This window comes from Promicromonospora alba (genome assembly GCF_042654905.1).
Lineage (GTDB): Bacteria > Actinomycetota > Actinomycetes > Actinomycetales > Cellulomonadaceae > Promicromonospora > Promicromonospora alba.
On sequence record NZ_JBHSFI010000008.1, the window covers coordinates 304,333 to 331,037 of the forward strand.

Below are 26,705 nucleotides of genomic sequence, written 5' to 3' on the forward strand. Positions count from 1 at the left end.
GGGTCTCCCTCAGTTCTACGGCGTGGACGACGTCGGCAGGACCGACGCGATGCGGTGGACGGCGATCGTCAGCTCGGCCTCTCGATCCGGGTCGAGAGCACGGAGCCGGCCGCCGTCGAGGTTCAGGGGCTTCAGCTCGCGGCGCTCCAGCCGGCCGGTGTGGCCGGCCACCTCGACGATCACGGTGGTGCCGTCGCGGAGCGCGTCGCGCAGCAGTGCCAACCCGTCAGCGGGGTGCTGTGTTCCCGGGTCCTCGTCCAGGGCGCTCGCGTCGACGGCCGCGGCCGTCGTCACCGGGCGGTCCAGGGACGGCGCGTCGGCGGCCGCGAGCGGCTCCAGCGCACCCGGCCGCGGCTGATCCGCCGACGGCTCCGGCCGAGGTGGCACGGCGCTCACGACGCGGTACCCGCGCAGCGGGATGCCGCCGCCGGACGTCGAGACCGACCGCGCGACCTCCGCGGCGTCGGCCCGGGCCCGGGCGCCTGCGCGCGCCGCTTCCTCCACGGCGCGCAGGTCGGCGACCAGCGCCTCCGGGTCGGGGGTGCGGTCGACGACCTCGGAGGGCGTGCCCGCGCCCATCCGGATGGCGGCCGCAGACCTGGGAGCGGGCATCGCCCGGCCCGTCACGCCCCGGCGGGCGACGAGCACGCGCCCGTCCGGTCCTTCGAGTGCCGAGACCAGGCCACGCTTCCGCAGCGCCTCGTGCAGGGCCGCCGCGGGGACGGACGCCGCGAGCACTGTCGGCGCGAGCCGCACCAGGCCGAGGCCCACGAGCGTCGGGTCGTGCTCGAGGCCGGCGAGCACCGTCGCGTCGGCGGCCCGCAGGTAGGACGACGCGGTACCCACCCGCACGGCGCCGTGCCGGCGCGCGGTGTCCCGGACCAGGTACTCCAGGGGCTGCGGGACCGGTACGGGGGAGCGGTGGGCGAGCTCGTCGAGCATGCCGTCAGCGGTCTCGCCCTGGTCGAGCGCCCGCGTGACGGACGCCGGGCTGAACCGCACGGTGGTCGCGGCGCCCCGCGACTCGATGTCCGTCGACCGCTCCAGCAGCCGCGCGAGCCCGCGCGACGGCCGGCCGGGGACTATCCCCGTCAGGTCGCCCTGCAGCAGGATCTCGTCCACCTCGTGGGGCAGGACGGCGCGCAGCGCCTCCGCGGGATCGTCCCCCTCCGTGAGCAGCGCCCGGCCCGGAGTCGAGAGCGCGCCGGCCCCCGTCACGCCCAGCCACTCGGCCTCGATGAGCAGGCCCTCGACGGCGGTCGCGGGCGGCACGGAGCGCGGCGTGTGCCAGGTCAGCACCTCGACCACGTCCTCGGGTGCGGGCGCGAGGACGGTGTCACCGGTCGGCTCCGCCGCGAGCACGCCCAGCACGCCGTTGCGCAGCCGGGGCACCCACGGCCGCTGCAGGTCCGGTGACAGCGGCGCCCGGAGCGCCCCCTTGTCGTCACGGGAGCCCACGAGCCACGGTGCCCGCCGGGAGGCCAGCCAGGCCTCGACGAGCCGCGCCCAGCGAGCGGCGTCGTCCAGGTCATCCCAGTCGGTGACGGTCGGCACGTACGACGGCGGCGCCTCGCCGTCGTCCCGGACGAGGCCGGCCAGCGCGGCGACCTCGACAACGAACGCCGTCGCCCGCTCGTCGGTCTCCAGCTGGGCGGCGACCCGGCGCAGCTCGCGCACGCCCAGGCCACCCGTACGGAGGACCGACGGCGGGCTCTCGTCCCACGACTGCCGGAGCAGCCGCACGCGCCGGACGAGCTCGAGCGCTGCGCTCGCCGCCTCGGCGTCGGCAGTTGCGGTGGCTACCGCCCGGCCCCGCGGCTCGGGCGGCAGGGTGCGCGGCTCGCGGTGGGTGCGCCCGTCGCGGAGCGCCAGCCCGACCAGGCGCGGCAGCACGACGTGCCTGGCGTCCGACCGGACCAGCAGATGCTCGGTGACCAGCCAGTTCACGGCGTCCCGCGGGCGGGTGCCCGCAGGCGGCACGACGCCGACCGGTGGACCCCAGGCGAGCGCGTCGAGGATCGCGCGGGCACCGGGTGGCGCTCCCGTGAGGAGCGCGCCCAGCGCCGCAGCGGTCCCGGTCCGGCCGGTGGCCGACCCGAAGGCGTGGCCCACCGCCTCGGTCAGCCCTGCCGGGACGGGGTCGAGGTGCGGCCCCAGTCCCGCGGGGTTCGGCCCGAGCAGCTCGTCGAGGCCCGGCACCGTGCGCAGGTCGAGCGTGGTGCCGTACTCGCCGCCCGCGTCCCAGAGCAGTGCCTGCTCGACGGCGCGGCGAACGGCGGCGTCGACACGGGGTCCGTCCTCCGCCGACCCGCCGAGCGCCCAGGTGACGACCTCGGCGCTGAGCGGCCCGGCGAGCGGCGACCCGCCGGGGCTCTCTTCCGGGGGTTCGGACGGCAGGCGGAAGACGGGTTCGAGGGCGAGCACCGCCTCCAGCACCTGCAGGGTCAGGGCGTCGGAGCGGGCGAGGGCGCGCTCGAGAGAGGTACGGCTGGAGGCACGGGCCGCGAGCGAACGCAGCGTGGAGGGGGAGGGCGCGGCTAGATCGGGACGGGCGCGCAGGAGCGCGGCGAGCGCGGTGTCCGAGCGCTGCCGGAGGTCGTCGGCGAAGTGCCGCGTGGCCGCCGCCGGCGCTGCGGGGAGCGAGGAGGCCATCCTGACGATGCTACGCGGGTTTCCGGGGCCGGAGTTCGGCCGGTCCACGCCCGGGGCCGCCTCAGAGCTGCGCCGTGCGACGGCAGACCTCCTCCCACGGCGTCTCAGTGATGCCGAAGCGGGTGCGTGCGGCAGTGTCGTCCAGGACGTACGGGCGCTCCCACTGATAGATGATCTCGCGCATCTCCCGCATGAACGGGGAGACCAGGGCGGTGGCGCCGAGAGCCGCGCCGCGCAGGGAGGAGATCTTCACCGGCGGCTTGCCGACGCTCGCCAGGACGTCGGTGAGGGCCTGTGCCTGGGTTCGCGGCGCGTTGCTCGGCACGTGCCAGACCCTGCCGTGGGCGCCGGGGTCCTCGGCGGCGGCGACCAGGGTGCGGGCCGCGTCCGCGACGTCGGTGAAGGTGTGCGGCAGGTCGGTGCGGCCCATCATCACGGCGCGCTTGCCCTGCAGCGCGGTGGGGACCTGGCGCGAGATGTGGCCGTTGCCGCCGACGCCGCGCCCCATGTAGTCGGAGCCGCGGATCTCGACGGCGCGCAGTCGCCCGGCGTCGTGCCCGGCCTTGGCCTCCGCCCACATCCGGGCGCGGAGGCGTCCCTTGTGGTCGGTCGCGGCGTCGGGCAGGTCCTCGGAGAGCGGGACGTCGACGGGGCCGTACGGGTAGAGCGTGCCCGTGATCGCGTAGACGGCGCCGGAACGCTCTGCTGCCGACAGGAGCGAGGCGGCGAGCGAGGGCCAGACGCGCTCCCACTGCGTGTAGTCCCCGGGGTTGGCGCAGTTGTAGAGGTAGTCGGTGCCCTCGGCGGCACGGGCCAGCGCGTCCGCGTCCGAGGCGTCCAGGGCGAGGTGCTCGACGCCGTCGATCCCGGTGCTGCGGCCCGAACGGCTCGCGACGGTGACACGCGAGCCGCGCTCGGCCAGCAGGGCCGCGACGTGGGTGCCGATGGGGCCCGCTCCGACGATGAGGTGGCGGTCAGTCATGATCATTGCTCCATTCTGAGAGCGGTGCTCTCGTTCCGTGCCGTCAGCGTGGCACGAGCGGGTGCACCTTGGCAAGAGCAGTGCTCGCGTTTGTGTGCGGTGATCCATCAGTGGCACCCTGGAGCACATGAGCCCGGCCCGAACCGCGCGTGCCCTCGCCCGCGAGACGATCACCCGAGAGATCCTCGACTCCGCCCGCGCGCGGCTGACGACCGACGGCGCCGCCGGGTTGTCGCTGCGCGCCGTCGCCCGCGATGTCGAGATGGTCTCCTCGGCCGTCTACCGGTACTTCCCGAGCCGCGACGCGCTGCTCACCGCCCTGCTCATCGAGGCGTACGACGAGCTCGGCACCGCCGCGGAGGCCGCGGACGCCGGTGTCGCCGACCGTTCGGACGTCACCGCGCGCTGGCTCGCCACCTTCCGCGCCGTCCGGACCTGGTGCGTCACGCACCCGGGAGAGTTCGGGCTGCTCTACGGCACGCCGGTGCCCGGCTACGCCGCACCGCGCGACACCGTCGACCCCGCGACACGGGTGGTGCGCGTGCTCATCCGCATAGTGGGGGACGGCTACGCGGCCGGGGCGCGCCCACCGGTGGTGCCGGCCGCCCCGGGTGCTGCGGCGGACCCGGGGACCGTCGCGCCGGCGCTCGCCTTCGTCACGCAGCACGGGCTCATCGAGGGGGCCGGTCCGGCGGACGAGGAGCTGCCGGAGACCGTCCGGCGCGCCGTCATGGCATGGACCGAGCTGTTCGGGGTGATCTCGTTCGAGCTGTTCGGGCACCAGGTGGGCTCGATCGCGGACCCCGAGGCCTGGCTGGACGAGGTGGCGCTACGCCTCGCCGCGGACCTGGGTATGCGCGCCTGAAAACCGGCAAACGGCCCTCCTGGACCAGGCCGCCGGCAGGTCGTGCGGGCGAAGAGTGGTCAATGCATGCGACGCGGCACGGTTCTGCCCGGTAACCTGGTACTTCCGGTCCAGGTGGCGCGCTCAGCTCGCAGCAGCCAGGGCCGGTCCGGGCAGATCCCCGAGCAGTTCCCGAGCAGTTCCGACAAGCACAGAAGAAGGTCGCAGTGCCCACCGGCAAGGTCAAGTGGTTCGACACCGACAAAGGCTTCGGTTTCATCGCCAACGAGGACGGAGGCGAGGTATTTCTGCACGCCTCCGCGCTGCCCGACGGCGTCGTCCCCAAGCCGGGCGCACGGGTGGACTTCGGGGTGGCCGACGGCCGCCGCGGTCCCCAGGCGCTCGCGGTCAAGGTGCTGGACGCCGCGCCGTCGGTCGCAAAGGCGAAGCGGAAGCCCGCCGACGACATGGCTGTGATCGTCGGCGATCTCACGCAGATGCTGGACCGCGTGGCCAACGACCTGCGCAAGGGGCATTATCCGAAGAACCCGGAGCTGCTCGCCAAGATGCTGCGCAAGGTCGCAGACGACTTCGACGCCTGAAACCACACGAGGTCCCGAGGAACATGGTCACGACCATCGCGCCCGCCATACGAACATTCACCAGGCGGATCGCCGCACGCTCGAGCCGAGACGCCGTGCTGAACGGTGCCGCAGAGCTCGCGCGCGCCGCCGCACAGGAAGTCGCCGAGCGACCGGAGGACGTCGGGGAGCACCTCGGCACCTTCTTCGAGGACGAGCGGGTGGTCTCCCACCGCTTCGACGCGACCATGCGGGGGTACCGCGGCTGGCACTGGACGGTCACCGTGACACGCGTGCCGCGTGGCCGGGCCGCCACGATCAGCGAGGTCGAGCTGCTGCCCGGCGACGAGGCCATCCTTGCCCCGGCCTGGCTGCCGTGGTCCGAGCGGCTGCGCCCGGGCGACGTCGGCCCGGGTGACGTGCTGCCGTTCCGCGCCGACGACCCGCGGCTCGAGCCCGGGTACACCCCGACGGGTGACCCCGAGGTGGACGAGGTGGCGATCGACGAGCTGGCGCTCGCCCGCACCCGCGTGCTGTCCCCGCAGGGCAGGGCCGAGGCCGCCGAGCGCTGGTACCGCGGCACGCGCGGACCCACCACCGCGGGCGCCGTCGCGGCGGCCGCCGAGTGCATGACCTGCGCGTTCCTCATCCCGCTGTCCGGTTCGATGGGGCAGCTCTTCGGGGTGTGCGCCAACGAGTGGTCGCCCGACGACGGCAAGGTCGTCTCGCTCGACCACGGCTGCGGCGCGCACTCGGAGACCGACGTCGAGGAGCACCCGACCGACTGGCCCGCGCCCGCGCCGCTGATCGACGAGCACGAGGTCGAGCCCGTCTCGCGGGTCGAGCGCACGTCGTCGGTCGAGCCTGTCGAGACCCCCGCCGAGGACGAATCCCCCGCGTGACCCGCGACCCCTTCGGCACCGGTGCGCTGCGGCGCGCGGTGACCGAGGCGTGGCGTGCGTCGCCCACGCGTTTTCGCGAGGACGCGAACTCCGAGGAGGACCACGCCCGCGGGTACTACCGCGACCGGGTCGTGGTCGAGCTCGCGCAGAACGCCGCCGACGCCGCCGCGCGCGCCGGGATCCCCGGCCGGCTGACGTTCCGGCTGGAGCAGGACGTGTCTGGCGCAGGTGGGCCGGGTGACGGCGCCGCGTGCTGGCGGCTCGTCGCGGCCAACACCGGTGCGCCCCTCGACGCCGACGGCGTCGCGTCGCTGGCGTCCCTCCGCGCCTCCGCGAAGGTCTCGGCCGATGCCGACGAGGGCTCCGGCGAGGCGATGCGTGCCGTGGGGCGGTTCGGGGTCGGGTTCGCCGCCGTCCGTTCGGTGTCCGACGACGTGGTCGTCCGCTCGCGCACCGGCGGCGTGCGCTTCTCGCTCGCCGCGACGCGCACCGAGCTGGGTCTGACAGAGCCGGACGCCGAGCGCGATCCGTGGCACGAGAGTGGCGATGCCGAGTTCGGTCCGTCGATCGAAGCTCGCAGCGACTTCGGTCCGTTGCCTCCAGATCGGTCAATCGATGGACCGATCTCAGAGCAAGCGACCGATCTCGGCTCGGGTCTCCTGCAACCGACCGAACTCGCGCCACTCGCTCGGCAACCTGCAGAGCTCGCTCAGGAAGCCCGGTCCCGCGGCGACGCGCTGCCCGTGCTGCGTCTCCCGTTCCCCGCACCCGCGACGACGCCGGACGAGCCGGACACCGTGGTCGAGCTCGTGCTGCGCGACGCCGACGCCGTGGCCGCCGTCCGCGCTCAGCTCGCAGCGCTCGACGACGCGCTCCTGCTCGCCCTTCCCGCGCTCGACGAGGTGGTCATCGAGGACGACTTCGCAGGTCAGCCGGGTTCTGAACCGCACAGTGCGACGCCGACGCCGGGCCGGCGCGTACTGCGCGACGTCGGTTCGCGGTGGCGCGTGCACCGCGCGTCCGGCGCGCTCGGGCCCGACGACAGCCTGCCGTCCGAGGCGCGCCGCCCTGACTGGTCGGTGCTCTGGGCGCTGCCCACCACGGGCGGACGCGCGGCGGAGAGCGCGGCGCTGCACGCGCCGACCCCCACCGACGTCCGGCTCACGTTCCCGGCCCTGCTCATCGCGTCGTTCCCCGTCGACCCCGGGCGGCGAGGTGTGCTCCCCGGCCCGATGTCGGACCGGGTGGCCGCCGAGGCCGGCCGCGCCTTCGCCGCGTTCCTGGGCGAGCTCGGCGCTGAGCGCGAGGTCCTCGGCCTCGTGCCGACCGGGCTGCCCGCCGGCGACGTCGACGCCGCGATCCGCGCGTCGGCCGACGCGGCCCTGCGCGACACCCCGCTCCTCCGGCTGAGCGCGCCCGCTCCGGGCCGCACCGAGGCGGCAGGCGCCGACGGCATGCCCGGTGCCCCACTGCGCATCGCGCCGCGGGGTGCGGCCTTCCTCGCCGGGCCGCTCGGCGAGGACCCGGCCCTCGCCTCCGCGCTCGCCGCCGGTACCTCCGCGGCCCTGGTCGCCGTGCCGGTGCGGTACCAGACGCTCGCTCGCTCGCTGGGTGCCGAGTCCGCCGACCTCGCGGACGTGGTCGAGGCGCTGCCGCCCGAACCTGGCGTGATCCGCGCGGCCCTCGACGCCATCGCCCCGCACGCCGGCGAGCCCACGGTGCTCGAGGCGGTCGCCGGGGCGCCGCTCCCGCTCGCCGACGGCCGCGTGACCCGCGGCGCTCGCGGCACCGTGCTGCTCGACGCACCGCACCTCGCCGGGATCGCCCGCGCCCTCGGCGTCCGCGTGGTGCACCCGGACGTGGCACACCCGCTGCTCGAACAGGCCGGCGCCGCCTCCACCACCCCGCACGGGCTCCTCGCGGACCCGGCGGTCCGGTCCACGGCGCTCGCCGCCGCGGAGGACGTGCTGGACGACGGCGACGCCGAGCACCTCGGGGCAGTCCTGTCGGCGCCGTCAACGGCGGGCGATTCGTCGTCCGACACCGTGCCGGATCCGGGCGGATGGGACCCAGGCGCGCTCGACGACCCGACGTCCGCCGAGGTGGTCGTGGCCGTGCTCGAGCTGGTCCGGCTGGCGGCCGAGTCCGGTTCGGCCGACCTCCCGTTCTGGCTGGGCGAGCTGCCGGTCGTGGCGGACGGCAACGTGGTGCCGCTGCGTGAGGCGGCCCTGCCCGGTACGTGGGCGGCCGAGCACGTGGACCTCGCGCTGGTGCGGGACGACGTCGCCGAACGCTGGGGGAGGGCCGCCCTCGCCGCCGCCGGCGCCCGCGCCGAGCTGGTCGTGTACCGGGTCGCCGACGTCGTGACCGCCGACGGCGACGACGCCGACTACGGGCCCGACGACCCCGCCGGATGGCTCTCCGACTGGGACGAGTACCTCGAGCACCTCGCGGACGAGCTCGGCCCGGGCGCGTGGATCGGGGACGTCGAGGCGGTCTCGGACCTCGACGCGCTGCGTGACGCGACGGACGCCGGACCTGGCCCGCTCGCCGCGGCGCTCGGCAGGGTGTCGGCCGACCCCGGCCTGCGCCGCGCGCTCCTGACTCCCGTACGTTCCCCGGACGCTCCCGGCCGGCAGGCCGTGTCGTACACGGCGTGGTTCCTGCGACGTCGGGTCGGTGCGCCGTTCGCGCTCGACGACACCCCGCTGCTGCCGCCCGCTCCGCCCGCGACCACCGGGCTCGACGACGACGTCCTGGCCGCGCTCGGCGGGTTCCACAACCTGGCTGACCTGCCCGGACACGACTGGCCGGCCGTCCTGGAGCGGTTGCCCGAGTCACAGGCGGACGAACGCCGGACCGTATCCGCCGACGTCGCGCGCGCCGTCTGGGCCGGCCTGGCCGCGCTCGCCCGCGCCGACGACGCCCGCGCCATCACGCCGGCCCGGCTGCCCGCGCTGGGGCCGTCCGGCGTCACCGTGGAACGCGTCGACGACCTCGCGGTCGCCGCCTCGGCGCGCTGGGCTCAGCTCGGTCCGGTCGTCCCCGCCCCGGCCGACGTCGCAGAGGCGCTCGCCGAGCTGCTGGACCTCCCGTTCGAGAGCGATACCGGCGTCGCCCCCGACGAGCCCGGCGAGGCGGTCGAGCTCGACCCGCGGGTGCGGGCGCTCGCGCCGGACGCGCCGGCGACCTGGCGGCGCCACGACGTGCTGACAGTCGAGGGAAAGCGCGTCGCGTGGTGGGTTGCGGCCGATGCGGTCGCGCACGCCGCATCATCCGAAGGCCTGGCCCGAGCGTTGGCCGAGCTCACGGGCGTGGACCCGCTCCTCCTGGAAGCCGCGCTGCGCGACCCGGCACGCGCGGAGGAGCTCAGCGCCGAGCGCGTCTGGGAGTGATCGGCGGCTTCAGCGCCACCCGGACCCCTAGCGGTGGCGGCGGGCCCAGAGCAGGCCCAGCCCGCCGAGCGCCATGCCCGTACCGCAGATCCACACGGGTTCCAGGCCGCCCCGCCCCGTGAGGTGCAGGATCAGCGTCACGATCAACCCGATGGCGAACAGCACGATGCCCGCGCCGAAGACGCGGAAGAGATCGGCGCGCGGAGCCGGCGGGCTGGGCCGGCGCTCCTCAGGATGGGCCAGCAGGGAGCGGATCGTTGGCACCCTGCCAGTCTACGGACAAGGGCCCGTCAGGCCCGTCGACGCCTCCCGCGTCATCGCGGGTGAACTGTGCCGGTCAGGCGCGCAGCGCCGCCATCATGGGGGTCAGCGCGTCGAGGATCTGGTCGTAGCTGCGCCGATAGGTGTCGGCGGAGCGCCGGTAGGGGTCGATCACCTCGTCGTCGTGGTGCCGGCCGACGTGGTGGGGCCGTTCGAGGAGCGCGGCGGGTACGAGGGTGGCGAGCCGGGCGGCGTCGTCCTGCCCGAAGACGCTGCCCGGGGGCAGGGTGCTGGACAGTCGCCCCAGCTCGGCGACGGTGACGGTGCGGTGCACGGCGGACGGTACCGCCTCGACCACCCGGGTGCGGTGGTCGGGCGTCAGGGCGAGAATCAGGTCTGCCTGTTCGACGAGCTCCCTGGTCAGCTGCCGCGCGGCGAACTCGGCGGGCGGGAAACCGCCGGCGGTGAGGAGCTCTGCCATGGGCTCGGAGATCGGGTGGCCGACCAGCGCGTGGGTCCCGGCGCTGCTGACGTCGACGGACGAGTCGAGAACGCTGCGCAGCAGGGTCTCGACGGCGGGGGAGCGGCAGATGTTGCCCGTGCACACGGCGAGCACGGTAAGCGACATAAGGGATGCCCCTCTCGAAAAGTCTGTTAAGTCGGGCGCCATTCTAAGCATGCATTACTTTGTCTTGACCGGTTTGTCGGCGCTTGACAAGTTAAATCACCCCTTAATGCACCCCTGAAAACGTGAGGGTGAATTCTGCCGTGCCCTCTTGACGGCTCGCAGGTAACGTGACGCGAACCGTGCGGACATAGCCATCGGGGGGTCTGGTGACACATCCTGGATGGGGCGACAAGTGGGCGGACGCACCGGTGTCCCCGCCCGCGAGCAGCCCTTCTCAAAGTACGCAGGCAGGCAATGACGTCGACGAGGGCGCCAAGGTTCTGCCCCTCAGAAAGCCCCGGACGAGCGACCTTCCCGCGCCGGGGTCCGGGGGCCTCGCCACGGTCACGAGAGTGCGTCCCGCACCTCCCGCACCGGCGCCGTGGAAGAAGCCGCCGCTGCCCAGGCGGGTGTACTGGACGCGCCAGCGGCGCCGGAGCCTGAAGATCGTCGTGCTGAGCGTCACGGGGCTGCTGGTCGCCCTCGCGGTCCTCATGGCGTGGGTGGCACTCGACGCCGTGCGGGTCCGCGACTCGCTGGCCCAGGCGGCCAGCGGCGTCTCCACGCTGCAGGCCGATGCCGTCGCCGGCCGCACCAAGAACCTGGACGCGACCGTGGCCGAGCTGCAGAGCCATGCCTCCGACGCCCAGGCGGCGACGGCGGGCCCGCACTGGACGCTGGCGAGCCGGCTGCCCGGCGTCGGGCCGACGGTGGAAGCGGTGGCGACCATGGCCGCGGTGGTCGACCGCCTCGCGCAGGGGCCGCTCCCGCAGCTCGCCTCGGTCGTCGAGGTGGCCGACCCGGCGACCTTCGCGCCGCACGGTGGCCGCGTGGACCTCACACCCCTGGAGGGGGTGGCGCCGGACGTGCGGCGCGCCGACCAGTCCGTCGGGTACGCGCAGCAGCGCGTCGAGGACATCGACCGGTCGCCGATGCTGCCGCAGGTGTCCGCCGCCGTCTCCGACCTGGAAGGGCAGCTCGGTGACCTGCGCATGTCGACGGCGACGGCGGCCCGCGCGGCGCAGCTCATCCCGCCGATGCTGGGCGCCGACGAGCCGAGGGACTACCTCGTCCTGGTGCAGAACAACGCGGAACCGCGGGCGCTGGGCGGGGTCGTCGGGACCGTGCTGGTGCTGCACGCCGACGGCGGCAGGATCGAGCTCACCGACCAGATGCACGCCAGCCAGGTGGGGCCCTATGTGCCGCCGCCCGGCACGCTGACGGACGGCGAGGAGGCGATGTTCGGCGACGCGGTCGGCGGCTGGATGCAGAACGTGACGTCGACGCCGGACTTCCCGCGGGCCGCGGAGATGGCCCGCGCGATGTGGGAGGGCGAGACGGGACAGCTCGTGGACGGCGTGCTGTCCGTCGACCCCACCGCGCTGGCCGGTCTCCTGGAGGCGGACGGGTCCGCCCCGGCCGGCGCCGGTGCGGGACTGCTGGGCGAGGAGCTGGTGAGCTACCTCGTCAACGGCATCTACCTCACCGAGACGGCGGACGACGCCGACCTGATCTTCGCCGACTTCGCGGAGTCGGCGTTCGAGTCGTTGTCCGAGGGCTCCGGTGAAGCCGGCGGGATGGTCGACGCCCTGGCGAAGGCCGCGCGCGAGGGCAGGCTGCTCGTGTGGTCGGCGCACCAGGGGGAGGCGCACCTGCTCGAGGGCACCGTCCTCGACGGCGGCCTGCGCGGGGTGAACGGCTCCAGGCCGGTGGTCGGCGTCTTCACCCAGGGCCTGCAGACGGCGAAGGTCGGCCATTACCTCGACACCGCGGTCGACGTCGTCGAGCGGGGCGCCAGGCCCGACGGGGCACGGGAGCTCGAGGTGACCGTCGCCTACACGTCGCGCGTCGGCGAGCCCGGCGCGGGCTCGCCGCCGGACTACCTGGCCGGTCAGGACGAGAGCGAGCCGGGCCTGATCCGGCTCCGTTCGATCGTCTATGCGCCCGCGGGCGGTGCCGTTCTCGACGCGTCCGAAAACTCGGAGAAAACCGGGATTTCGCCACAGCAGCATGATGGTCTCTCCAGGGCATTCGACGACATAGAAATTCACCCTGGCGAGACAGTGTCTGTGACCTATGCAATTATCACTGGGAAGCACCAGGACGGCGATGTCATTCTTCGTACGACACCGGGTACACGACCTGCTGAAGTGTCCGTCGGAAAGTGACGCCGACCGGCTGATCAAAAGTCACTATCCAGGGGACAGGGCAATGCTTCGACGCTTCATCAGTGCTCTATTGATCGCCATCGTGGTCGTGCTGGCGCCGGCCGGCGCCGCGTATGCGGGCCAGGCAGGCGCGGACCACCGCGAGCAGCCGTGCGTCAGCGCCGAGTGTGCGGACGGGCCGGGCGCCGGTACGGGTACGGGCGGTGCGGACAGCCGGATGAGCATCGTCGCCACCGGCCCGACGAGCTTCCCGTACCTCGCGATCGCCGGCGGGCTGGTCGTCGCCGGCGTGGCCGCGATCGTCGTCAGCCGGATCCGGACCCGACAGAACTGATCCTCCAGGGCCATCCGTACGCGGCCTTCCGATCGGCCGTGCTCCGCACCTCACCGCCTGGATGAGATGCAGCGCACGGCCGTACTCAGTGCACCAGCCTCGATGTACCTGTCCAGGGGGAGTGTGCCTTGACCGTCGAGAACCATCCGAAGGCCGCCGACGTCGATCGCGAAGCAGCCGCGCTCAAGGAGCTGGACGACGAGGCGGCACGGCTCGCCGCGTCGATGACCGCGCCGGCGCCGCGCAAGGGTCCGGCCGCTCCGTGGCAGGAGATCGTCACCGACCGCGCGCTGTTCGTGGACATCGTGGCAGTGATGGCCGCCGTGACCCTCGGCTACGTGCTGCGCTTCGACCGGCAGGTCCACGTCGAGCTCTTCGAGCCCCGCGGCGGCCAGTACGTCCTCATCTCGGTGGCGCTCGCCGAGGCGTGGGTGATCGCGATCGGCCTCGCCGGAGCGCGCAGCCCCCGCATCCTGGGCTCGGGACGCGAGGAGTACGTACGGGTCGCGAGGGGCTCCCTCGCGCTCTTCGGCCTCACCGCGATCGTCTGCTATCTCGTCAAGTTCGACCTCGCCCGCTCGTACGTGGCGGTGACCCTGCCCGTCGGCCTGGTGCTCCTCGTCGTCGGGCGGCGTGTCCTCGCGGCGCGGCTGCACGCCGAGCGTGCGCACGGCCGTTTCCAGCGCCGCACGCTGATCGTGGGCGGGCGGGACGCGGTGCTCGACCTCTGCCGCCGCGTGGACCGCGCGCCCGAGGCGGGCTTCCTGGTAGTGGGTATCTGCATACCCGGCGGGGCCGGTGTCCCGTCGCCGGTCGACGGCGTCCCGGTGCTCGGCCGCGTCGAGGACGCGGCCGAGGCCGCCCGCACGATCGACGTCGACGTCGTCGCCGTGACGGCGTCCGACAGTGCGACCCCCGCGGCGCTCAAGCAGCTCGCGTGGGACCTCGAGGTCACGGGCGCTGAGCTCGTGGTCGTCCCGGCGCTCGCAGACGTCGCCGGCCCGCGGATGCTGATCACGCCGGTGGACGGCGTTCCGGTGGTGCAGGTCTCGCCGCCCGGTTACACCGGCCTCCAGCATGCGATGAAGCGCGTGTTCGACCTGGTCGTCGCGACGCTGATCGCGGCGGTGGTCGCCGTCCCGATGCTGCTCCTCGCGCTCTGCGTGCGGTTCACCAGCCCCGGGCCGGCCATGTTCCGGCAGCAGCGGATCGGCCTGAACGGCAAGCCGTTCACGCTCTACAAGCTCCGGTCGATGCGGCAGGGCGCCGAGGAGAGCCTCACCGACGTGCTCGACGGCGAGGTGGGCGTCTACTACAAGCGCAAGGACGACCCGCGCGTCACCTCGCTCGGCCGGTTCCTGCGCAAGTACTCCCTCGATGAGTTCCCGCAGCTGCTGAACGTCATCAAGGGCGACATGAGCCTGGTCGGTCCCCGGCCCCAGGTCGCGCTCGAGGTGGCCCAGTACGACGACGCGCTGCGGCGTCGCCTGTTCGTGAAGCCGGGGCTGACGGGCCTGTGGCAGGTGAGCGGCCGCAACGACCTGACCATCGACCAGGGCACGCGGCTGGACCTCTACTACGTGGAGAACTGGAGCCTGCTGGGCGACATCGGAATCATGCTGCGGACCGCTCGCGAAGTGTTCGCGCCGAGCGGTGCGTACTGATCGCCCGGATGCGCGGCATTAGGCACGGCAATACGATTTAAAACTATTGCCGGTCGGTTGGTTCGCCGATTTTCTCGGGGCGATAAGTGGGCATTTGTTTTAGCGGGAAAGGGGAATGGTGCGTTCAGAGAGCGGCAGGAGCAGGGGTGACGACCACGCGGACGTCGAGACCGCCGTCGACGTCCGGATCCGGGTGCTCCACGTGCTGCCCGCCCCGAACGGCACCACGCAGTACGTCGACCACATGATCGGCGGCGCACCGCCGGAGATCCAGATCCTCACGTTCTCGTGGCCGCGCGCGATCCTCGGCGCGTACGACGTGCTGCACGTGCACTGGCCGGAGTTCCTCGTGCGGCAGCGGACGCCGGTCGGCCGGTTCGTCAAGGCGATCCTCGCCCACCTGCTCCTGCTGCGGCTCGACCTGACGGAGACGCCGGTGGTGCGCACCGCGCACAACGTCGCGCCGCACGAGTCGGGCGGCCGCCTGGAGCGGTCGTTCCTGGCTGCGCTCGACCGCCGGACGGTGCTGTGGATCAGGCTCAACCCGACGACGCCGCTGCCGTCCGGGGTGCGGAACGCGACCATCCCGCACGGCCACTACCGGTCTGTCTTCCCGCCCGACCCCGGCGCGCGGCCCGAGCCGGGGCGGCTGTTCCAGTTCGGCCTGATCCGCCGTTACAAGGGGATCGAACGGCTGCTCGACGTGTTCCGCGCGGTCAACGACCCGGCGATGCGCCTGACGATCGTCGGCAGGCCCGAGGACGCGGCCCTCGCGGACCACATCAGGGCGGTCGCCGCGGCGGACCACCGGATCCAGGCCAGGCTGGAGTTCGTGCCCGACGACCTGCTGGCACGCGAGGTGCGCCGCGCGGAGCTCGTGGTGCTGCCCTATCAGGAGATGCACAACTCGGGGGCCGCACTGCTCGCGCTGTCCCTCGACCGGCCGGTGCTCGTGCCGCGGAGCGACGCGACCGACGGGCTCGCCCGCGAGGTCGGCGAGGGCTGGGTGATCATGTACGACGGCGTGCTGCAGCCGGCCGACCTGCTGCGGGCGATGGCCGTCGCGCGGATGACCCGCGAGCGAGGGACCCGGCCCCACCTGGACGAGCGCGACTGGGAGCTGATCGGCCGGCGTCATGCCGAGGCGTACCGCAAGGTAGTGCCGCATCTTGCCGGCGGGCGCCGGTGAGCGGTACGCCCGTGGGCACGGACCCGGCTCCGCTCGGCAGGCAGGCGGCTCGGGGCGGCGCCGTCACCATGGGCGGGCAGCTGCTCAAGGTCGGCGTCCAGGCGGTCTCGATAGTCGTCCTGGCGCGGCTGCTGGCGCCGGAGGCCTTCGGCTACCTGGCCATGGTGCTCGCCCTGGTCGGTGTCGCCGAGACGGTGCGGGACTTCGGGCTGGCCAACGCCGCCGTCCAGGCGAAGACCCTCTCCGACGCGGAGCGCGACAACCTCTTCTGGCTGAACACCCTGATCGGTGCGGTGCTCACGGGAGCTGGCATCGCCTGTGCGCCGCTCGTCGCGGCGTTCTACGGGCAGCCGGAGCTCGCGGACGTCACCCGCTGGGTGTCGCTCAGCTTCCTGCTGAACGCCGTGGCGACGCAGCACCGGGCGAGCCTCGTGCGCGGGATGCGCCTGGGCGCCGCCGCCGTCGCGGACGTGGCCGGGCCGGTCGCGGGGCTGTGCGTGGCGATAGTGGTCGCCGTCGCGGGCGGCGGCTACTGGGCTCTGGTGGCGCAGCAGCTCGTCGGCGCGTTCGTGATGTCGGTGGGGGTGGTCGCCGCCGGCCGGTGGGTCCCCGGCCTGCCGCGGTGGGACGTCTCCGTGCGCCCGTTCGTGCGGTACGGCTCGAACCTGCTGGGCGCGCAGCTCCTCGGCTACGCCACCCGGAACATCGACACCGCGATCCTCGGCGTGCGGTTCGGCGCGGGCGTCGCGGGCCTCTACAGCCGCGTGTACCAGCTCATGGCCCTGCCCATCCGGCAGGCCACCTGGCCGGCCAACCGCGTGGCGCTGCCCGTGCTCTCCCGCGTCCACGACGATCCGGTGCGCTACCGCGAGTTCCTCCTGTTCGGTCAGACGATCCTGCTGCACACGATCGTCCCCGCACTGATGCTGGCGGCGGCGCTGGCCGGACCGGTCGTCGACGTGGTGCTCGGCGAGCGGTGGTCGTCGGCCGCCCCGGCCTTCGCGATCCTCGCGGTCGGCGGCGTCTTCGAGGCCGCGGGCTTCGCCCCGGGCTGGGTGTTCCAGTCGGCGGGGCGGACCGGTGCGCTGCTGCGGTTCACGCTCGTGACCAGGCCGGTGGTGCTGCTCGCGATCGGCGGCGGCAGCTTCTTCGGCATGACAGGTGCCGCGCTCGGCTACGCGGCGTCGACGGCGGTGGTGTGGCCGCTGGGCCTGTGGTGGGTCGGCCGGGTCACCGAGGCGCCCGCGCGGGAGCTGTTCTGGAACGGCGTCCGGGCCTTCGTGTGCCACGGCGCCGGCGCAGCGGCCGCCGGGCTGGTCGCGAGCCGCCTGGCCGACCTGGGCTCGTGGCCGACCCTCGCGGTGGGCCTGCTCGCCTGGGCCGGCGTCGTCGCGCTGCAGGCCTTGCTGTGGCGCAGGCTCCGGACGGACCTGGGCGTGCTGCTGCGCGGCGCGCGCCTGCTCTCGCGGAAGGGGGCGGCCCGTGAACCGTCCCGCACCTGAGACCTCCAGGAGGCAGCACGTGGACGCAGGACCCAGGACGACCCTGGTGTGGCTCGAGGGTGCGGCGGAGTCGGCAGCCGCCGGCGTGCACCTGGACGGGACGCTCAAGCGCCTCGCCGCACTCGGCATAGCGCCCCACCGCGTGGTCGCCCGGCGCGGGCGGTCCGGCGGACGGCTCGCACGCCTCGTCCGGCTGCTGCTCGACTCCGTGCGGCAGCCGCGGCACGGGCTCGTCGTCGTGCGCTGGCACCCGTTCGCGCTGCCGGCGCTGGTCGCGGCACGGCTGCGGGGCGGGGCCTGTGTCGTCTGCGCCCAGGGGGTCCTGGCCGAGGTGGAGGCGGTCCACCCGTGGATCGGCCGCTCCCGCCTCATGCGGTGGGTGGCGCTGCGCCCGCTCTTCGTGGCGGACCGGGTGGTCGCACCCTCCGCGGGCATCGCGCGCTGGGTGGTCGAGGTGACGGGCCGGCCCGCCCACGAGGTGACGGTCCTGGAGAACGGCGCCGACGTCGGCCTGTTCGCCGCCGCGCGACGGGCCCCCGAACAGCCGCCCTACTGCGTCTTCGTGGGAAACCTCGCGCCGTGGCAGGGGATCGGCGACCTCGTGGCCGCCGTCCGGCAGCCGGCCTGGCCGGACGGGCTGCGGCTCGTCGTGGTCGGCGACGGCGTCGAACGCGAGCGGGTCCTGGCCGCCCGGGCCGACGGCGTCGAGTGGCGAGGCACGCTCGACCGGGCGGACGTCGCACACATGCTGGGCGGGGCGACGCTCGCACTCGCCACCCGTGGCGCCGTCACGGCGAGCGCGCGGGGCACCTCACCGTTCAAGGTGATCGAGGCAGCGGCCGCGGGCCTCCCGGTGGTGGCGACCGACGTACCCGGTCAGGCTGAGGTGGTGCGCGACCTCGGCAACGGCGTGGTGGTGCCGCCCGGCGACCCGGCAGCCCTCGCCGCGGCGGCGGCCCGGCTCATGGCGGACGGCGGCTACCGCGACCGGCTGCGGCAGTCCGCCGTCGAACGCGTCGCGGCCTACGACTGGACGGCGGGGAGCGACCCGCTCGGCGCGGCGATGAGCGCCGCCGCACGCGCCGTCGGACGCGCACGCTGGGGCCTGGGGCGCCCCGCCGACTCTATGACGGAAGGCCTGGTCGAAACGCGATGACGCATGACACGACGAAGGACATCACGAACGAGACGACGGAGGACACGGCGCGCGACACCGCCGGCGCGCGGCCCCTCGGCCTGCTCGCCGACCTCGCGGCCAACCGGACGAGCGACGACCCGCGTCGCCCGGGCACCGCCGGCGTGCTGCCGACAGTCCTCACGCTGCGCTTCCTCGCGACGTTCCTGTACCGCGCCTCCGCACGAGCCGGCAGCTCCGTCCCCGTGCTCGGCTCGGTGCTCAAGCAGCTCAACCACGCGATCACCGGCGCGGACATCGCCTGGTCCGCACGCATCGGACCGGGGCTCGTGCTGTGGCACCCCACCGGCGTCGTCATCGGTCCCCGCGTGGTCGTCGGTCGCGACGCCCGCGTGCAGCAGGGCATCACGCTGGGCGCCGCCCGGTCACGGACCGGGAAGGACGGCGACCCGGTGCTCGGCGACGGCGTCTATGTCGGCGCCGGCGCTCGCGTCCTCGGGCCGGTACGCGTCGGCGACCGGGCGCGGATCGGCGCCAACGCGGTGGTGCTCATCGACGTCCCGGACGACGCGTCCGCCGTCGGGGTCCCCGCTCGGATCATCGCCTGACGAGAGATCGGTCGTGGGCGCGGCCGGCGCGCAAGATCGGTCGGATGCACGCGGCCCGAGACGAGATCGGTCACTTGCTTTGAGATCGGTCAATCAACGGACCGATCTCAAGGCAAGTGACCGATCTCGAACCACGACGAGTGCAACGGACCGATCTGACGGCACCCGGGGCCGTCGCCCTGGAGCTAGTGGTTGCCCGGACCGTTCTGGGTGCTCAGGGAGCCGTCCGGGACCTGGACCGTCTGCAGCTTGCTCGTCGGGGCGAGGCCGGAGCCTGCGTCGTCGCTCCGGACCGGTGCCCAGACGGGTGCGATCCGCGGGATCCGCGGCACGGTGGAACGGCGGTGGGGGACGCTGTTGGTCGGTCCGGCGTCGGCCGCGGTGACCGAGGGGCGCTCCGCGGGCCGGTCGGTCGGCCTGGTCCCCGCGGGCTGTGCCGGCTGGGCGACCGAGAGCGGCTCCGCCATGCGCTTGGCAGGTGCGGAGTCGGCCGCCCGGGCGTCCGCCGTCGGCTCCTGGACCGGTGCCGGTCGCGCGGGTCGCATCACCTGTGCCGGCTGCGCCACGTGTGCCACCCGCGCCGGCTTCTTCCTGCCGGCGCCGCGGCCCTTCTTGCCGGACTTGCCGCCGGTGTCCTCGGTGCGCGGCTGGTACTCGTAGCCGTAGCTCGCGCCGTAGGTGTCCGCGCTGCGGCCCACCTTGTTCAGGACTATCCCGAGCACCCGGGCGCTGACGGTCGACAGGTTCGCCAGCGACTGCCGCAGCTGCTCACGGCGGATCTGGCCGGCGCCGGCCACCATGAGCACGCCGCTGGTCATCCGGGCGATCAGTGCCGCGTCGGTGACGGGCAGCAGCGGCGGGGTGTCGATGATCACGTAGTCGAACCGTTCGCTCATCTCGTGGACCAGCCGGGCCATGGCCTTCGAGCCGACGAGCTCTGCGGGGTTCGGCGGCACGACGCCCGACGGCATGACGAACAGTCCCGCGGAGCCCCAGGGCTGGATGACGTCGTCGATGGTGGCCCGCTGGATGAGGAGGGTCGTGAGCCCCACCGACCCCTCCATGCCGAGGTATCCGGCGACCGAGGGACGACGCAGGTCGGCGTCGATCAGGAGGACCCTCGAGTCCGCGTCGGCGAGCGTGATGGCGAGGTTGATCGCGGACGTCGTCTTGCCCTCGTCCGGCACCGACGACGTGACGACGAAGGCTTGCGGGCCGCCGTCCAGATCGAGGAACTGCAGGTTCGTCCGCAGCCTCCGGAACGCCTCGGACCGTGTGTGGTACGGGCTCGTCTGGACGACCAGCGGGTTCTTCTCCGCCTCGTCGTCCATGGTGATGGCGCCGATCACCGCCGAGTCGGTGACGGCACGCACGTCCTGCTCGGACCGCACCCGGGTGTCGGCGATCTCCCGCAGGACGGCGAGAGCGATCCCGACGGCCGCGCCGAGGAGGAAGCCAACGAAGATCATCACGGGGATGTTCGGGTAGCTGGCGGAGCCGGGCGGGGCGGCCTCGCGGACCATCTGCAGCTGGACCGGGGAGTCGACGGTCTGCTGCGGGGTCTCCAGCTCGTCGACGCGCTCCGCGAGGCTCTCGGCGACGGTGTTCGCGATCCGTGCGGCAACCGTCGGGTCGGCGTCGGTGGCGGTGATGTCGATCAGCACCGTGTCGGTCACCGGTGCCGCCTGGACCCGCGTGCCGAGCTCGCCGGCCGTCGTGTCGAGGCCCAGCTCCACGATCACCGGGTCGAGTACCTGAGGGCTCCGCACCAGGTTGGAGTACGACACGACACGGCGCTGGACATAACTCGTGCCCGTGGCCAGCTCGGACGTCGACTCCGCCCCGTGGAACGACACGAATACCTGCGACGAAGTCGTGTACGCGGGCGTCCTGGTGAACGCGAACAGGCCGGCGAGCATGATTCCGGCGAGCGCGACAGCGGCCACAGGGGCCCAGTGCTTACGGGCGATCCGGAGGTATTCGGTAACGTTCAACGCGTTCCCCTGATGATGCACGATCGTTCGGTTTCGGTCGGCCGAGAAGCGCGCCGATTTGCGTCCTGCCGATTTGCGTCCTACAGGGTCGGGCAGAGTTGCATATCGGGTTTCGTTCCCGCGCCTACCTGCGCTTCCGTTGGTAATCTAACGGACGTTCGGATGAACCGCGCCCGCAGGGATATATGTCCTTTTCGGGGTGGATCATGGCACGCAGCGGAGGGGCGCAGTTGCGAATTCTGCATGTCACGGACCGGTATTCCGGCGGCGTCGGCCGTGCGATCGACCGCATTACGGAACTGGTTCCTGAGGCCGAACATCATCTGTTGTCCACCGGTATCGAGAGCATTGACGGACGCGGTGTCTACCGCACCGCCGCCCAGCTTCCGGACGGGATGTCCGCCCGGGTGCGGGCGGTCCGCCAGGTCATCGACGACGTGGCGCCCGACGTCGTGCACGCGCACTCGAGCTGGGCCGGTCTGTACACGCGGCTGCGGAGGCTTCCGGTGCCCGTCGTCTACCAGCCGCACTGCTACTACTTCGAGCGGGCAGACCTCTCCGCGCCGGTGCGCAGCGCCGTCCGGGTCCTGGAGCGGGCCCTGGCGGCGAACGGCTCGGTGGTCGCCGCCGTGAGCCGCCGCGAGGAGAGCCTCGCCCTGTCGATGGGCGTGCGAGACGTCGTACGCATCCCCAACGCGCCGTCGTCGGCCGCGGTCCGCGAGGCCGGGGCCCGCTCCGGCGCGCCGGCCGGGGACCGCAGCACGGTCACGATGGTCGGCCGCGTGGTCGCCCAGAAGGATCCGCGCTTCTTCGCGGAGACGGCGCGGTACGCCTACCGGTCCGGCCTCGGGCTGTCCTTCCGCTGGCTGGGCGACGGTGACAAGGCGCTCGTGCGCGAGCTGCGGGACGCGGGGGTCGAGGTCACCGGCTGGCTCACCGCGGACGACGTCATGCGCGAGCTGGTGGCCTCCGACGTCTACCTGCACTGCGCCGCGTACGAGGGATTCCCGATCAGCGTGCTCGACGCCGCCCGGGTGGGCCTGCCGACCGTCGTCCGCCGGATCCCGGCGTTCGAGGGCACGGGCCTCACCACTGCCCGGACCCCGGCCGAGGCCGCCTTCGCCGCCCACGCCGCCGTCGCGGACACCGAGCAGCGGCTCCGCATGATCGCGTCCGGCGACCGGCTCGTCGGCGAGATGGACGAGTCGGCCCTGCACGACGGCGTCGTCGAGGCGTATGCGAAGGCCACCGGAGGGGCGCTGGTGCCGTGACGGCCGGTCGGGCCGTGGATGTGCGCGAGGTCGACCCCGACCGCACCATCAAGCAGCTGCTCGTGGCCCTGCTCCTGGTCGGGAGCGCCTGCTACGTGCTGCTGGGCAGCCCGTTCATCCCTGCCCGGTTCCTGTACGACAGCAAGAAGATCGCGACGATCGCGGGCGGCTACCAGGGCTACGACTCCGACAAGTCCTTCAGCACGGTCGGCGCGATCTACCGCGCGGTGGGCCTCGCCGACCAGCCGATGTGGGCCGCGATGCTGGGCTACGTGCTCTTCGTGGCCGTCCTGCTCCTCTCCCTGCGCGGGCGGATCGGGAATGCCGGCCTCGTGTCGCTCGCGCTGATCGCGGGCGCGATCGTTCTCGCCGTCGTCTACGTGGGCACGTACTCCAAGGACGTGTTCGTGCTCCCGATCGCGCTGATCGCGCTGTGGCGACGCCGTGGGCTCTGGCCGGAGCTCGTCCTCGTCGGCGCCATGGCGTACTACGCCCACGAGTTCCGCGACTACTGGTATCTCGTCATCGGCGGCTACATCGGGTTCCGCGTGGTCATGGCGCGGGGCTTCTCGGTGCGCAGGATGATCGGCACAGCGCTCGCCGCGCTCGTCGTCCTCTCCGTCGTGTTCCAGAACTATCTGGGGGTCGAGCTCGACTTCTACCGGACGAAGGTCAACGAGGTCCGGATCGGCGACGTGGACACGCGCACCCTGATCGAGCCCTTCTTCGACCTGGAGGGCCCGGTCGGGAGCCTCCTCAACTCGGCCACGGTGCTCGTCACGTTCGCGGTGCCGCTGCCGCTGTTCCTGCGGCTCTCGCCGTACTACCTGGTCGTCGCCGTGTTCCTGCTGGTGCTGTGGTTCATGTTCGCCCGGGCGGTGCACCTGTCGTCGGACGAGTCGCGGACCGACCCGCGCTGGGCACGGCTGGTGGCGCTGGTCCTGAGCCTGACCGTCGTGCAGAGCGTGTTCGAGCCCGACTACGGGTCGTACGTGCGGCACCTGACGCCGATGCTGCCGCTGATGCTGGCGGTCATCCTGTGGCGGCCGCGCGCGTTCGGCGGGCCGGGGGCGCCGACGGCGCAAGCTTCCGTGCGGGTCCCGGGCGACGCCGACGTCCCGGCCGCAGCGCGTTGAGGCCACTCGCGTAGGCGGTGGTGATCCCGTGCCGCGACAGGCTACAAGGCATCTGCATGGTTCCTGCAAGGACCCCTCCCTACGTTGGGTCACGGCGTCGATGACGCCGAGCTCACGCTCGTCCCCCGGGCGGTGAGCACCGGCGTTCGCCCCCGCCCCCTGGGGCGAACGTGCAGGTGCTACCACCCGCGTTCCGGCCACGGCAAGCCTGTGCACGACACCGCAATTGCGATTACGTCTCCTCGACCGCCGACTAATCTCTGCCTCCAGGTGCCCTACGCCGAGGCAGGGAGACGATGGTGCGATTCCAGCTGCTAGGTCACGTGTCCGCCCGGAGCGAGCACGGTCCGGTCCCGCTCGGCACGGCGCGTCAACGAGCGGTGCTGGCAGCGCTGCTGATCGAGCCGGGTGTACCTCTCTCGTCCGACCAGCTTGTCGAGCGGGTCTGGGGCACGACGGCGCCGCGCAGCGCGCGGCAGACCCTGCACAGCTACATCTCGCGGCTGCGGTCCGTGCTCGGCGACGCGGGCGGCCCGGCGCCGACCCGCAGGTCCGGCGGTTACGTGCTCGACGTCGACGCCGCCGCGGTGGATCTCCACCGTTTCCGTGCTCTGGTCACGCAGGCCCGGTCCGCCGACGGCGACACCGCTGGCTCCCTGTGGCAGGACGCCATGGCCCTCTGGCGGGGCGCACCGTTCGCCGGCCTCGACAGCGACTGGCTCCACTGCCTCGCCGTGACGCTTGCGGCCGAGCGGCAGGCTGCCCGCCTCGACTACTACGACCTGCTGCTGCGGCGCGGAGAACACGCGCGGCTCCTGCCCGAGGTGACCGCCGACGCGGAGGCGCACTCGCTCGACGAACGGCTGGCCGGGCAGCTCATGGTCGCCCTGTACCGGTGTGGGCGGCAGTCCGACGCCCTGGCGCACTTCCGGCTGGTCCAGGAGCGGCTGGCCGACGAGCTCGGCAGCGATCCCGGGTCGGCGCTCCGCGACCTGCATCAGCGGATCCTGCGGCACGATCCGGAGCTGGCCGTGCCGGTGGCCGTCTCGGCGACCGTCTCGATGGCCGCTCCCGGCAACCCCACCGGCTCACACACCGACGGCGCGGCGGACAGCACCTCGGCAAGCGAGCCTCCCGGCCGGGCCAGGCCGTCGCACCGGCCGGCACAGCTACCCCTCGACGTCGCCGGGTTCACCGGGCGCGACGGCGACCTGCGGCGCCTCGACGCGCTGCTGCCCGACGTCGCGAACGACCCGGCGACCCGGACCGTGGTGATCACCGCGGTCCGCGGTACGGCCGGGGTCGGCAAGACGGCGCTCGCGGTGCACTGGGCGCACCAGGTCGCGGACCGGTTCCCCGACGGGCAGCTCTACGTGAACCTCCGCGGCTACGACCCGGAGCAGCCGATGCGGCCTACGGACGCGCTCGCCCGGTTCCTGGTCGCGCTGGGTGTTGCGGAACGGGACATCCCGCTGGACGGCGACGAGCGAGCTGCCCGGTACCGGAGCGAGCTGGCCGGGCGCCGGATGCTCATCGTGCTGGACAACGCCGGCAGCGTGGCCCAGGTGCGGCCCCTGCTGCCTGGGAGCGGCTCGTCGACAGTCGTGGTGACCAGCCGGGACAGCCTGTCCGGCCTGGTCGCGGTACACGGCGCCCACCAGGTCGATCTCGACCTGCTCCCCGCGGCCGAGGCCGTGGACCTGCTGCGCCGGCTGATCGGGCCACGCGTCGTGGCGGAGCCGGAGGCGGCCGCGATGCTCGCCGAGCAGTGCGCCCGGCTCCCGCTGGCGCTCCGGGTCGCCGCCATGCGGGCCACGTCGCAGCCGGACCTGCCCCTGGCCGAGGTGGTGGCCGAGCTGGCCGACCGGCAGGAGCGGCTCGAGCTGCTCGACGCCGGCGGCGACCCGTACGCGGCCGTGCATGCGGTGCTCTCGTGGTCGATCCAGCACCTGCCCGAGCAGGGCGCGCGCACGTTCCGGCGGCTGGGCCTGCACCCGGGACCCGACCTGGACCAGTACGTGGCCGCCGCCCTGACCGGCCTGACGTCGAACGCGGCCCGCCGCGTCCTGGAGTCGCTCGTCAACGCGCACCTGCTGCACCGGACCGGTCCGGGCCGGTACGGCATGCACGACCTGCTGCGCGCCTACGCCACCCATCTGGCCGGCACCGAGGACAGCGACGAGGACCGGGAGGCAGCAGAGGAACGGCTCCTCGGCTACTACCAGGCCGCAGTGGTCGCCGCGATGGACACCCTGTACCCGGGAGAGGCGTTCCATCGACCCGATGTCACCATGTCCGGCGTCCCGATCCCTGATCTGACCAGGCCGGACAGTGCTCATGGCTGGCTCGAGGCCGAACGGTTCTGCGTGGTCGCGATCGCCGAGCACGCCGCTGACCACCAGCGGTCCGGCTACGTCGTCGGACTTGCCCGGACCTTGCACCGCTACCTGGGCGACAGCAACCTCACGCACTTGATCGCCATCAACGGACACGCCCTGCGTGCCGCCGAACGTAGAGGTGACCGGGCCGACCAGGCCTACGCGCTCCGTGGGCTCGGCGTCGGCTACACCCGGGTGAGCAAGTACGAGACCGCCACCGATCATCTCCGGCGGGCGCTGGCTCTGTTCTGCCAGATCGGCGACCAGACGGGTGAAGCGCTCGCGCTGATCGGACTGGGAATCATCAAGTGCCGGCTGGGCAGCTACGACGCCGCGCTCGATGATCACCGTGAGGCGATCGCCCTGGCCCGACAAGTCGGCGACCGCTTCAGTGAGGCGTCCGCGATGACCAACCTCGGCCTGGTCGAGGAACGGATGGGCAACTACGCCGGGGCCGCGGAGACCGAGCAGCAAGCTCTTGCGATCCTTCGGGACATCGGCGCCCGGAACTCCGAGGCGATCGTCCTGAACAACCTTGCCAGCGCCGAGCTGGAGCTGGAGCGATACCCGGAGGCCATCGACCACGTGCAGCAGTCCCTGGCGATCATCGAGGAGATGGGCAGCATGATGAACAGGGCTCACACCCTGGACACGCTTGGTGTCCTGCACCTGCGCCTGGATGAGCCGGAGCCGGCCCGTGAGTGCTTCCAGCAGGCGCTCACCCACTACCGGCAGGTCGGTGACCAGGGCGAGCAGGCCTGGCCGGTGAACGGCCTCGGTGAGGTCGCCCGGGTCACCGGCGACCCGGCCGCCGCCCTGAGCTTCCACACCGAAGCGCTCGCCATGGCCACAGTCGGTGGGTCACGGCACCAGCAGGCCCGCGCCCACGCCGGCATCGGCCACGCGCACCGCGCCCTGGGTGGCGCGGGCTGGGCTCGTGCCCACTACGAGCAGGCTCACCTCATCTACGCCGAGCTCGGTATGCCCGACGCCGTGGAGATGTTGGAGCTGATGGGCGACGTGGCGGTCGCGTGAGCGGCTG

19 protein-coding genes are annotated in these 26,705 nt (G+C 73.2%); 14 read left to right on the forward strand and 5 right to left on the reverse strand.

Annotated features, from left to right (window positions below):
• Positions 1-15: 15 nt before the first annotated feature.
• Together ACFO6V_RS23995 and ACFO6V_RS24000 are read right to left on the reverse strand one after the other, a co-directional pair.
• Entirely contained in the window at positions 16-2,652 is a 2,637-nt protein-coding gene (locus tag ACFO6V_RS23995; protein WP_377140436.1) for a helicase-associated domain-containing protein, read from the reverse strand.
• 61 nt (positions 2,653-2,713) lie between these two features.
• Complete coding sequence (locus tag ACFO6V_RS24000; protein ID WP_377140439.1) at positions 2,714-3,634, reverse strand: NAD-dependent epimerase/dehydratase family protein; 921 nt, start codon at positions 3,632-3,634, stop codon at positions 2,714-2,716.
• 127 nt (positions 3,635-3,761) lie between these two features.
• Between ACFO6V_RS24000 and ACFO6V_RS24005 the strand changes: the two genes are divergently transcribed.
• The 4 genes from ACFO6V_RS24005 (at position 3,762) to ACFO6V_RS24020 (ending at position 9,356) form a co-directional block, all read left to right on the forward strand.
• The gene (locus ACFO6V_RS24005) at positions 3,762-4,499 is read left to right on the forward strand and encodes a TetR/AcrR family transcriptional regulator (protein ID WP_377140442.1); all 738 of its coding nucleotides are present in this window, start codon (positions 3,762-3,764) and stop codon (positions 4,497-4,499) included.
• A 206-nt stretch (positions 4,500-4,705) separates the two neighbouring features.
• Positions 4,706-5,080, forward strand: coding sequence for a cold-shock protein (locus tag ACFO6V_RS24010; protein WP_116676985.1), 375 nt, complete (start codon positions 4,706-4,708; stop codon positions 5,078-5,080).
• A gap of 23 nt (positions 5,081-5,103) precedes the next feature.
• On the forward strand, positions 5,104-5,961 hold the full coding sequence (locus tag ACFO6V_RS24015) for a DUF3027 domain-containing protein (protein WP_377140445.1): 858 nt from the start codon (positions 5,104-5,106) through the stop codon (positions 5,959-5,961).
• Complete coding sequence (locus ACFO6V_RS24020; protein ID WP_377140448.1) at positions 5,958-9,356, forward strand: sacsin N-terminal ATP-binding-like domain-containing protein; 3,399 nt, start codon at positions 5,958-5,960, stop codon at positions 9,354-9,356. The genes ACFO6V_RS24015 and ACFO6V_RS24020 overlap by 4 nt, the downstream gene beginning before the upstream one ends.
• A gap of 27 nt (positions 9,357-9,383) precedes the next feature.
• Here the strand turns inward: ACFO6V_RS24020 and ACFO6V_RS24025 are convergent, their stop codons facing one another.
• Both ACFO6V_RS24025 and ACFO6V_RS24030 read right to left on the reverse strand, forming a co-directional pair.
• On the reverse strand, positions 9,384-9,620 hold the full coding sequence (locus ACFO6V_RS24025) for a DUF2530 domain-containing protein (RefSeq protein ID WP_377140451.1): 237 nt from the start codon (positions 9,618-9,620) through the stop codon (positions 9,384-9,386).
• A gap of 73 nt (positions 9,621-9,693) precedes the next feature.
• Entirely contained in the window at positions 9,694-10,245 is a 552-nt protein-coding gene (locus ACFO6V_RS24030) for an arsenate reductase/protein-tyrosine-phosphatase family protein (RefSeq protein WP_377140453.1), read from the reverse strand.
• A gap of 392 nt (positions 10,246-10,637) precedes the next feature.
• Between ACFO6V_RS24030 and ACFO6V_RS24035 the strand changes: the two genes are divergently transcribed.
• The 7 genes from ACFO6V_RS24035 to ACFO6V_RS24065 all read left to right on the forward strand — a co-directional run bounded on the left by ACFO6V_RS24035 (position 10,638) and on the right by ACFO6V_RS24065 (position 18,884).
• Positions 10,638-12,452 carry a DUF4012 domain-containing protein gene (locus ACFO6V_RS24035; RefSeq protein ID WP_377140455.1) on the forward strand — a complete coding sequence of 605 codons (1,815 nt, stop codon included), beginning with the start codon at positions 10,638-10,640 and terminating at the stop codon, positions 12,450-12,452.
• Positions 12,453-12,495: 43 nt separating this feature from the next.
• Positions 12,496-12,786 (forward strand): hypothetical protein, encoded by a 291-nt coding sequence (locus ACFO6V_RS24040; RefSeq protein WP_377140457.1) that lies wholly within the window; start codon positions 12,496-12,498, stop codon positions 12,784-12,786.
• 128 nt (positions 12,787-12,914) lie between these two features.
• On the forward strand, positions 12,915-14,450 hold the full coding sequence (locus ACFO6V_RS24045) for a sugar transferase (protein ID WP_377140460.1): 1,536 nt from the start codon (positions 12,915-12,917) through the stop codon (positions 14,448-14,450).
• A 118-nt stretch (positions 14,451-14,568) separates the two neighbouring features.
• Entirely contained in the window at positions 14,569-15,639 is a 1,071-nt protein-coding gene (locus tag ACFO6V_RS24050) for a glycosyltransferase (protein ID WP_377140462.1), read from the forward strand.
• Positions 15,636-17,141, forward strand: coding sequence for a lipopolysaccharide biosynthesis protein (locus tag ACFO6V_RS24055; protein WP_377140464.1), 1,506 nt, complete (start codon positions 15,636-15,638; stop codon positions 17,139-17,141). Before ACFO6V_RS24050 ends, ACFO6V_RS24055 begins: the two co-directional genes overlap by 4 nt.
• A 19-nt stretch (positions 17,142-17,160) precedes the next feature.
• Positions 17,161-18,297 (forward strand): glycosyltransferase family 4 protein, encoded by a 1,137-nt coding sequence (locus tag ACFO6V_RS24060; RefSeq protein ID WP_377140467.1) that lies wholly within the window; start codon positions 17,161-17,163, stop codon positions 18,295-18,297.
• Complete coding sequence (locus ACFO6V_RS24065) at positions 18,294-18,884, forward strand: serine O-acetyltransferase (RefSeq protein WP_377140470.1); 591 nt, start codon at positions 18,294-18,296, stop codon at positions 18,882-18,884. Before ACFO6V_RS24060 ends, ACFO6V_RS24065 begins: the two co-directional genes overlap by 4 nt.
• Positions 18,885-19,069: 185 nt before the next feature.
• Here the strand turns inward: ACFO6V_RS24065 and ACFO6V_RS24070 are convergent, their stop codons facing one another.
• The gene (locus ACFO6V_RS24070; RefSeq protein ID WP_377140473.1) at positions 19,070-20,878 is read right to left on the reverse strand and encodes a tyrosine-protein kinase domain-containing protein; all 1,809 of its coding nucleotides are present in this window, start codon (positions 20,876-20,878) and stop codon (positions 19,070-19,072) included.
• A gap of 326 nt (positions 20,879-21,204) precedes the next feature.
• Here ACFO6V_RS24070 and ACFO6V_RS24075 point away from each other — a divergent pair, with 326 nt between their 5' ends.
• The 3 genes from ACFO6V_RS24075 (at position 21,205) to ACFO6V_RS24085 (ending at position 26,698) form a co-directional block, all read left to right on the forward strand.
• Positions 21,205-22,149, forward strand: coding sequence for a glycosyltransferase (locus ACFO6V_RS24075; RefSeq protein WP_377140476.1), 945 nt, complete (start codon positions 21,205-21,207; stop codon positions 22,147-22,149).
• A complete protein-coding gene (locus tag ACFO6V_RS24080; protein ID WP_377140479.1) occupies positions 22,146-23,285 on the forward strand; it encodes a hypothetical protein in 1,140 nt (379 codons plus the stop codon). The genes ACFO6V_RS24075 and ACFO6V_RS24080 overlap by 4 nt, the downstream gene beginning before the upstream one ends.
• A gap of 299 nt (positions 23,286-23,584) precedes the next feature.
• The gene (locus ACFO6V_RS24085; RefSeq protein ID WP_377140482.1) at positions 23,585-26,698 is read left to right on the forward strand and encodes an AfsR/SARP family transcriptional regulator; all 3,114 of its coding nucleotides are present in this window, start codon (positions 23,585-23,587) and stop codon (positions 26,696-26,698) included.
• Positions 26,699-26,705 lie beyond the last annotated feature (7 nt).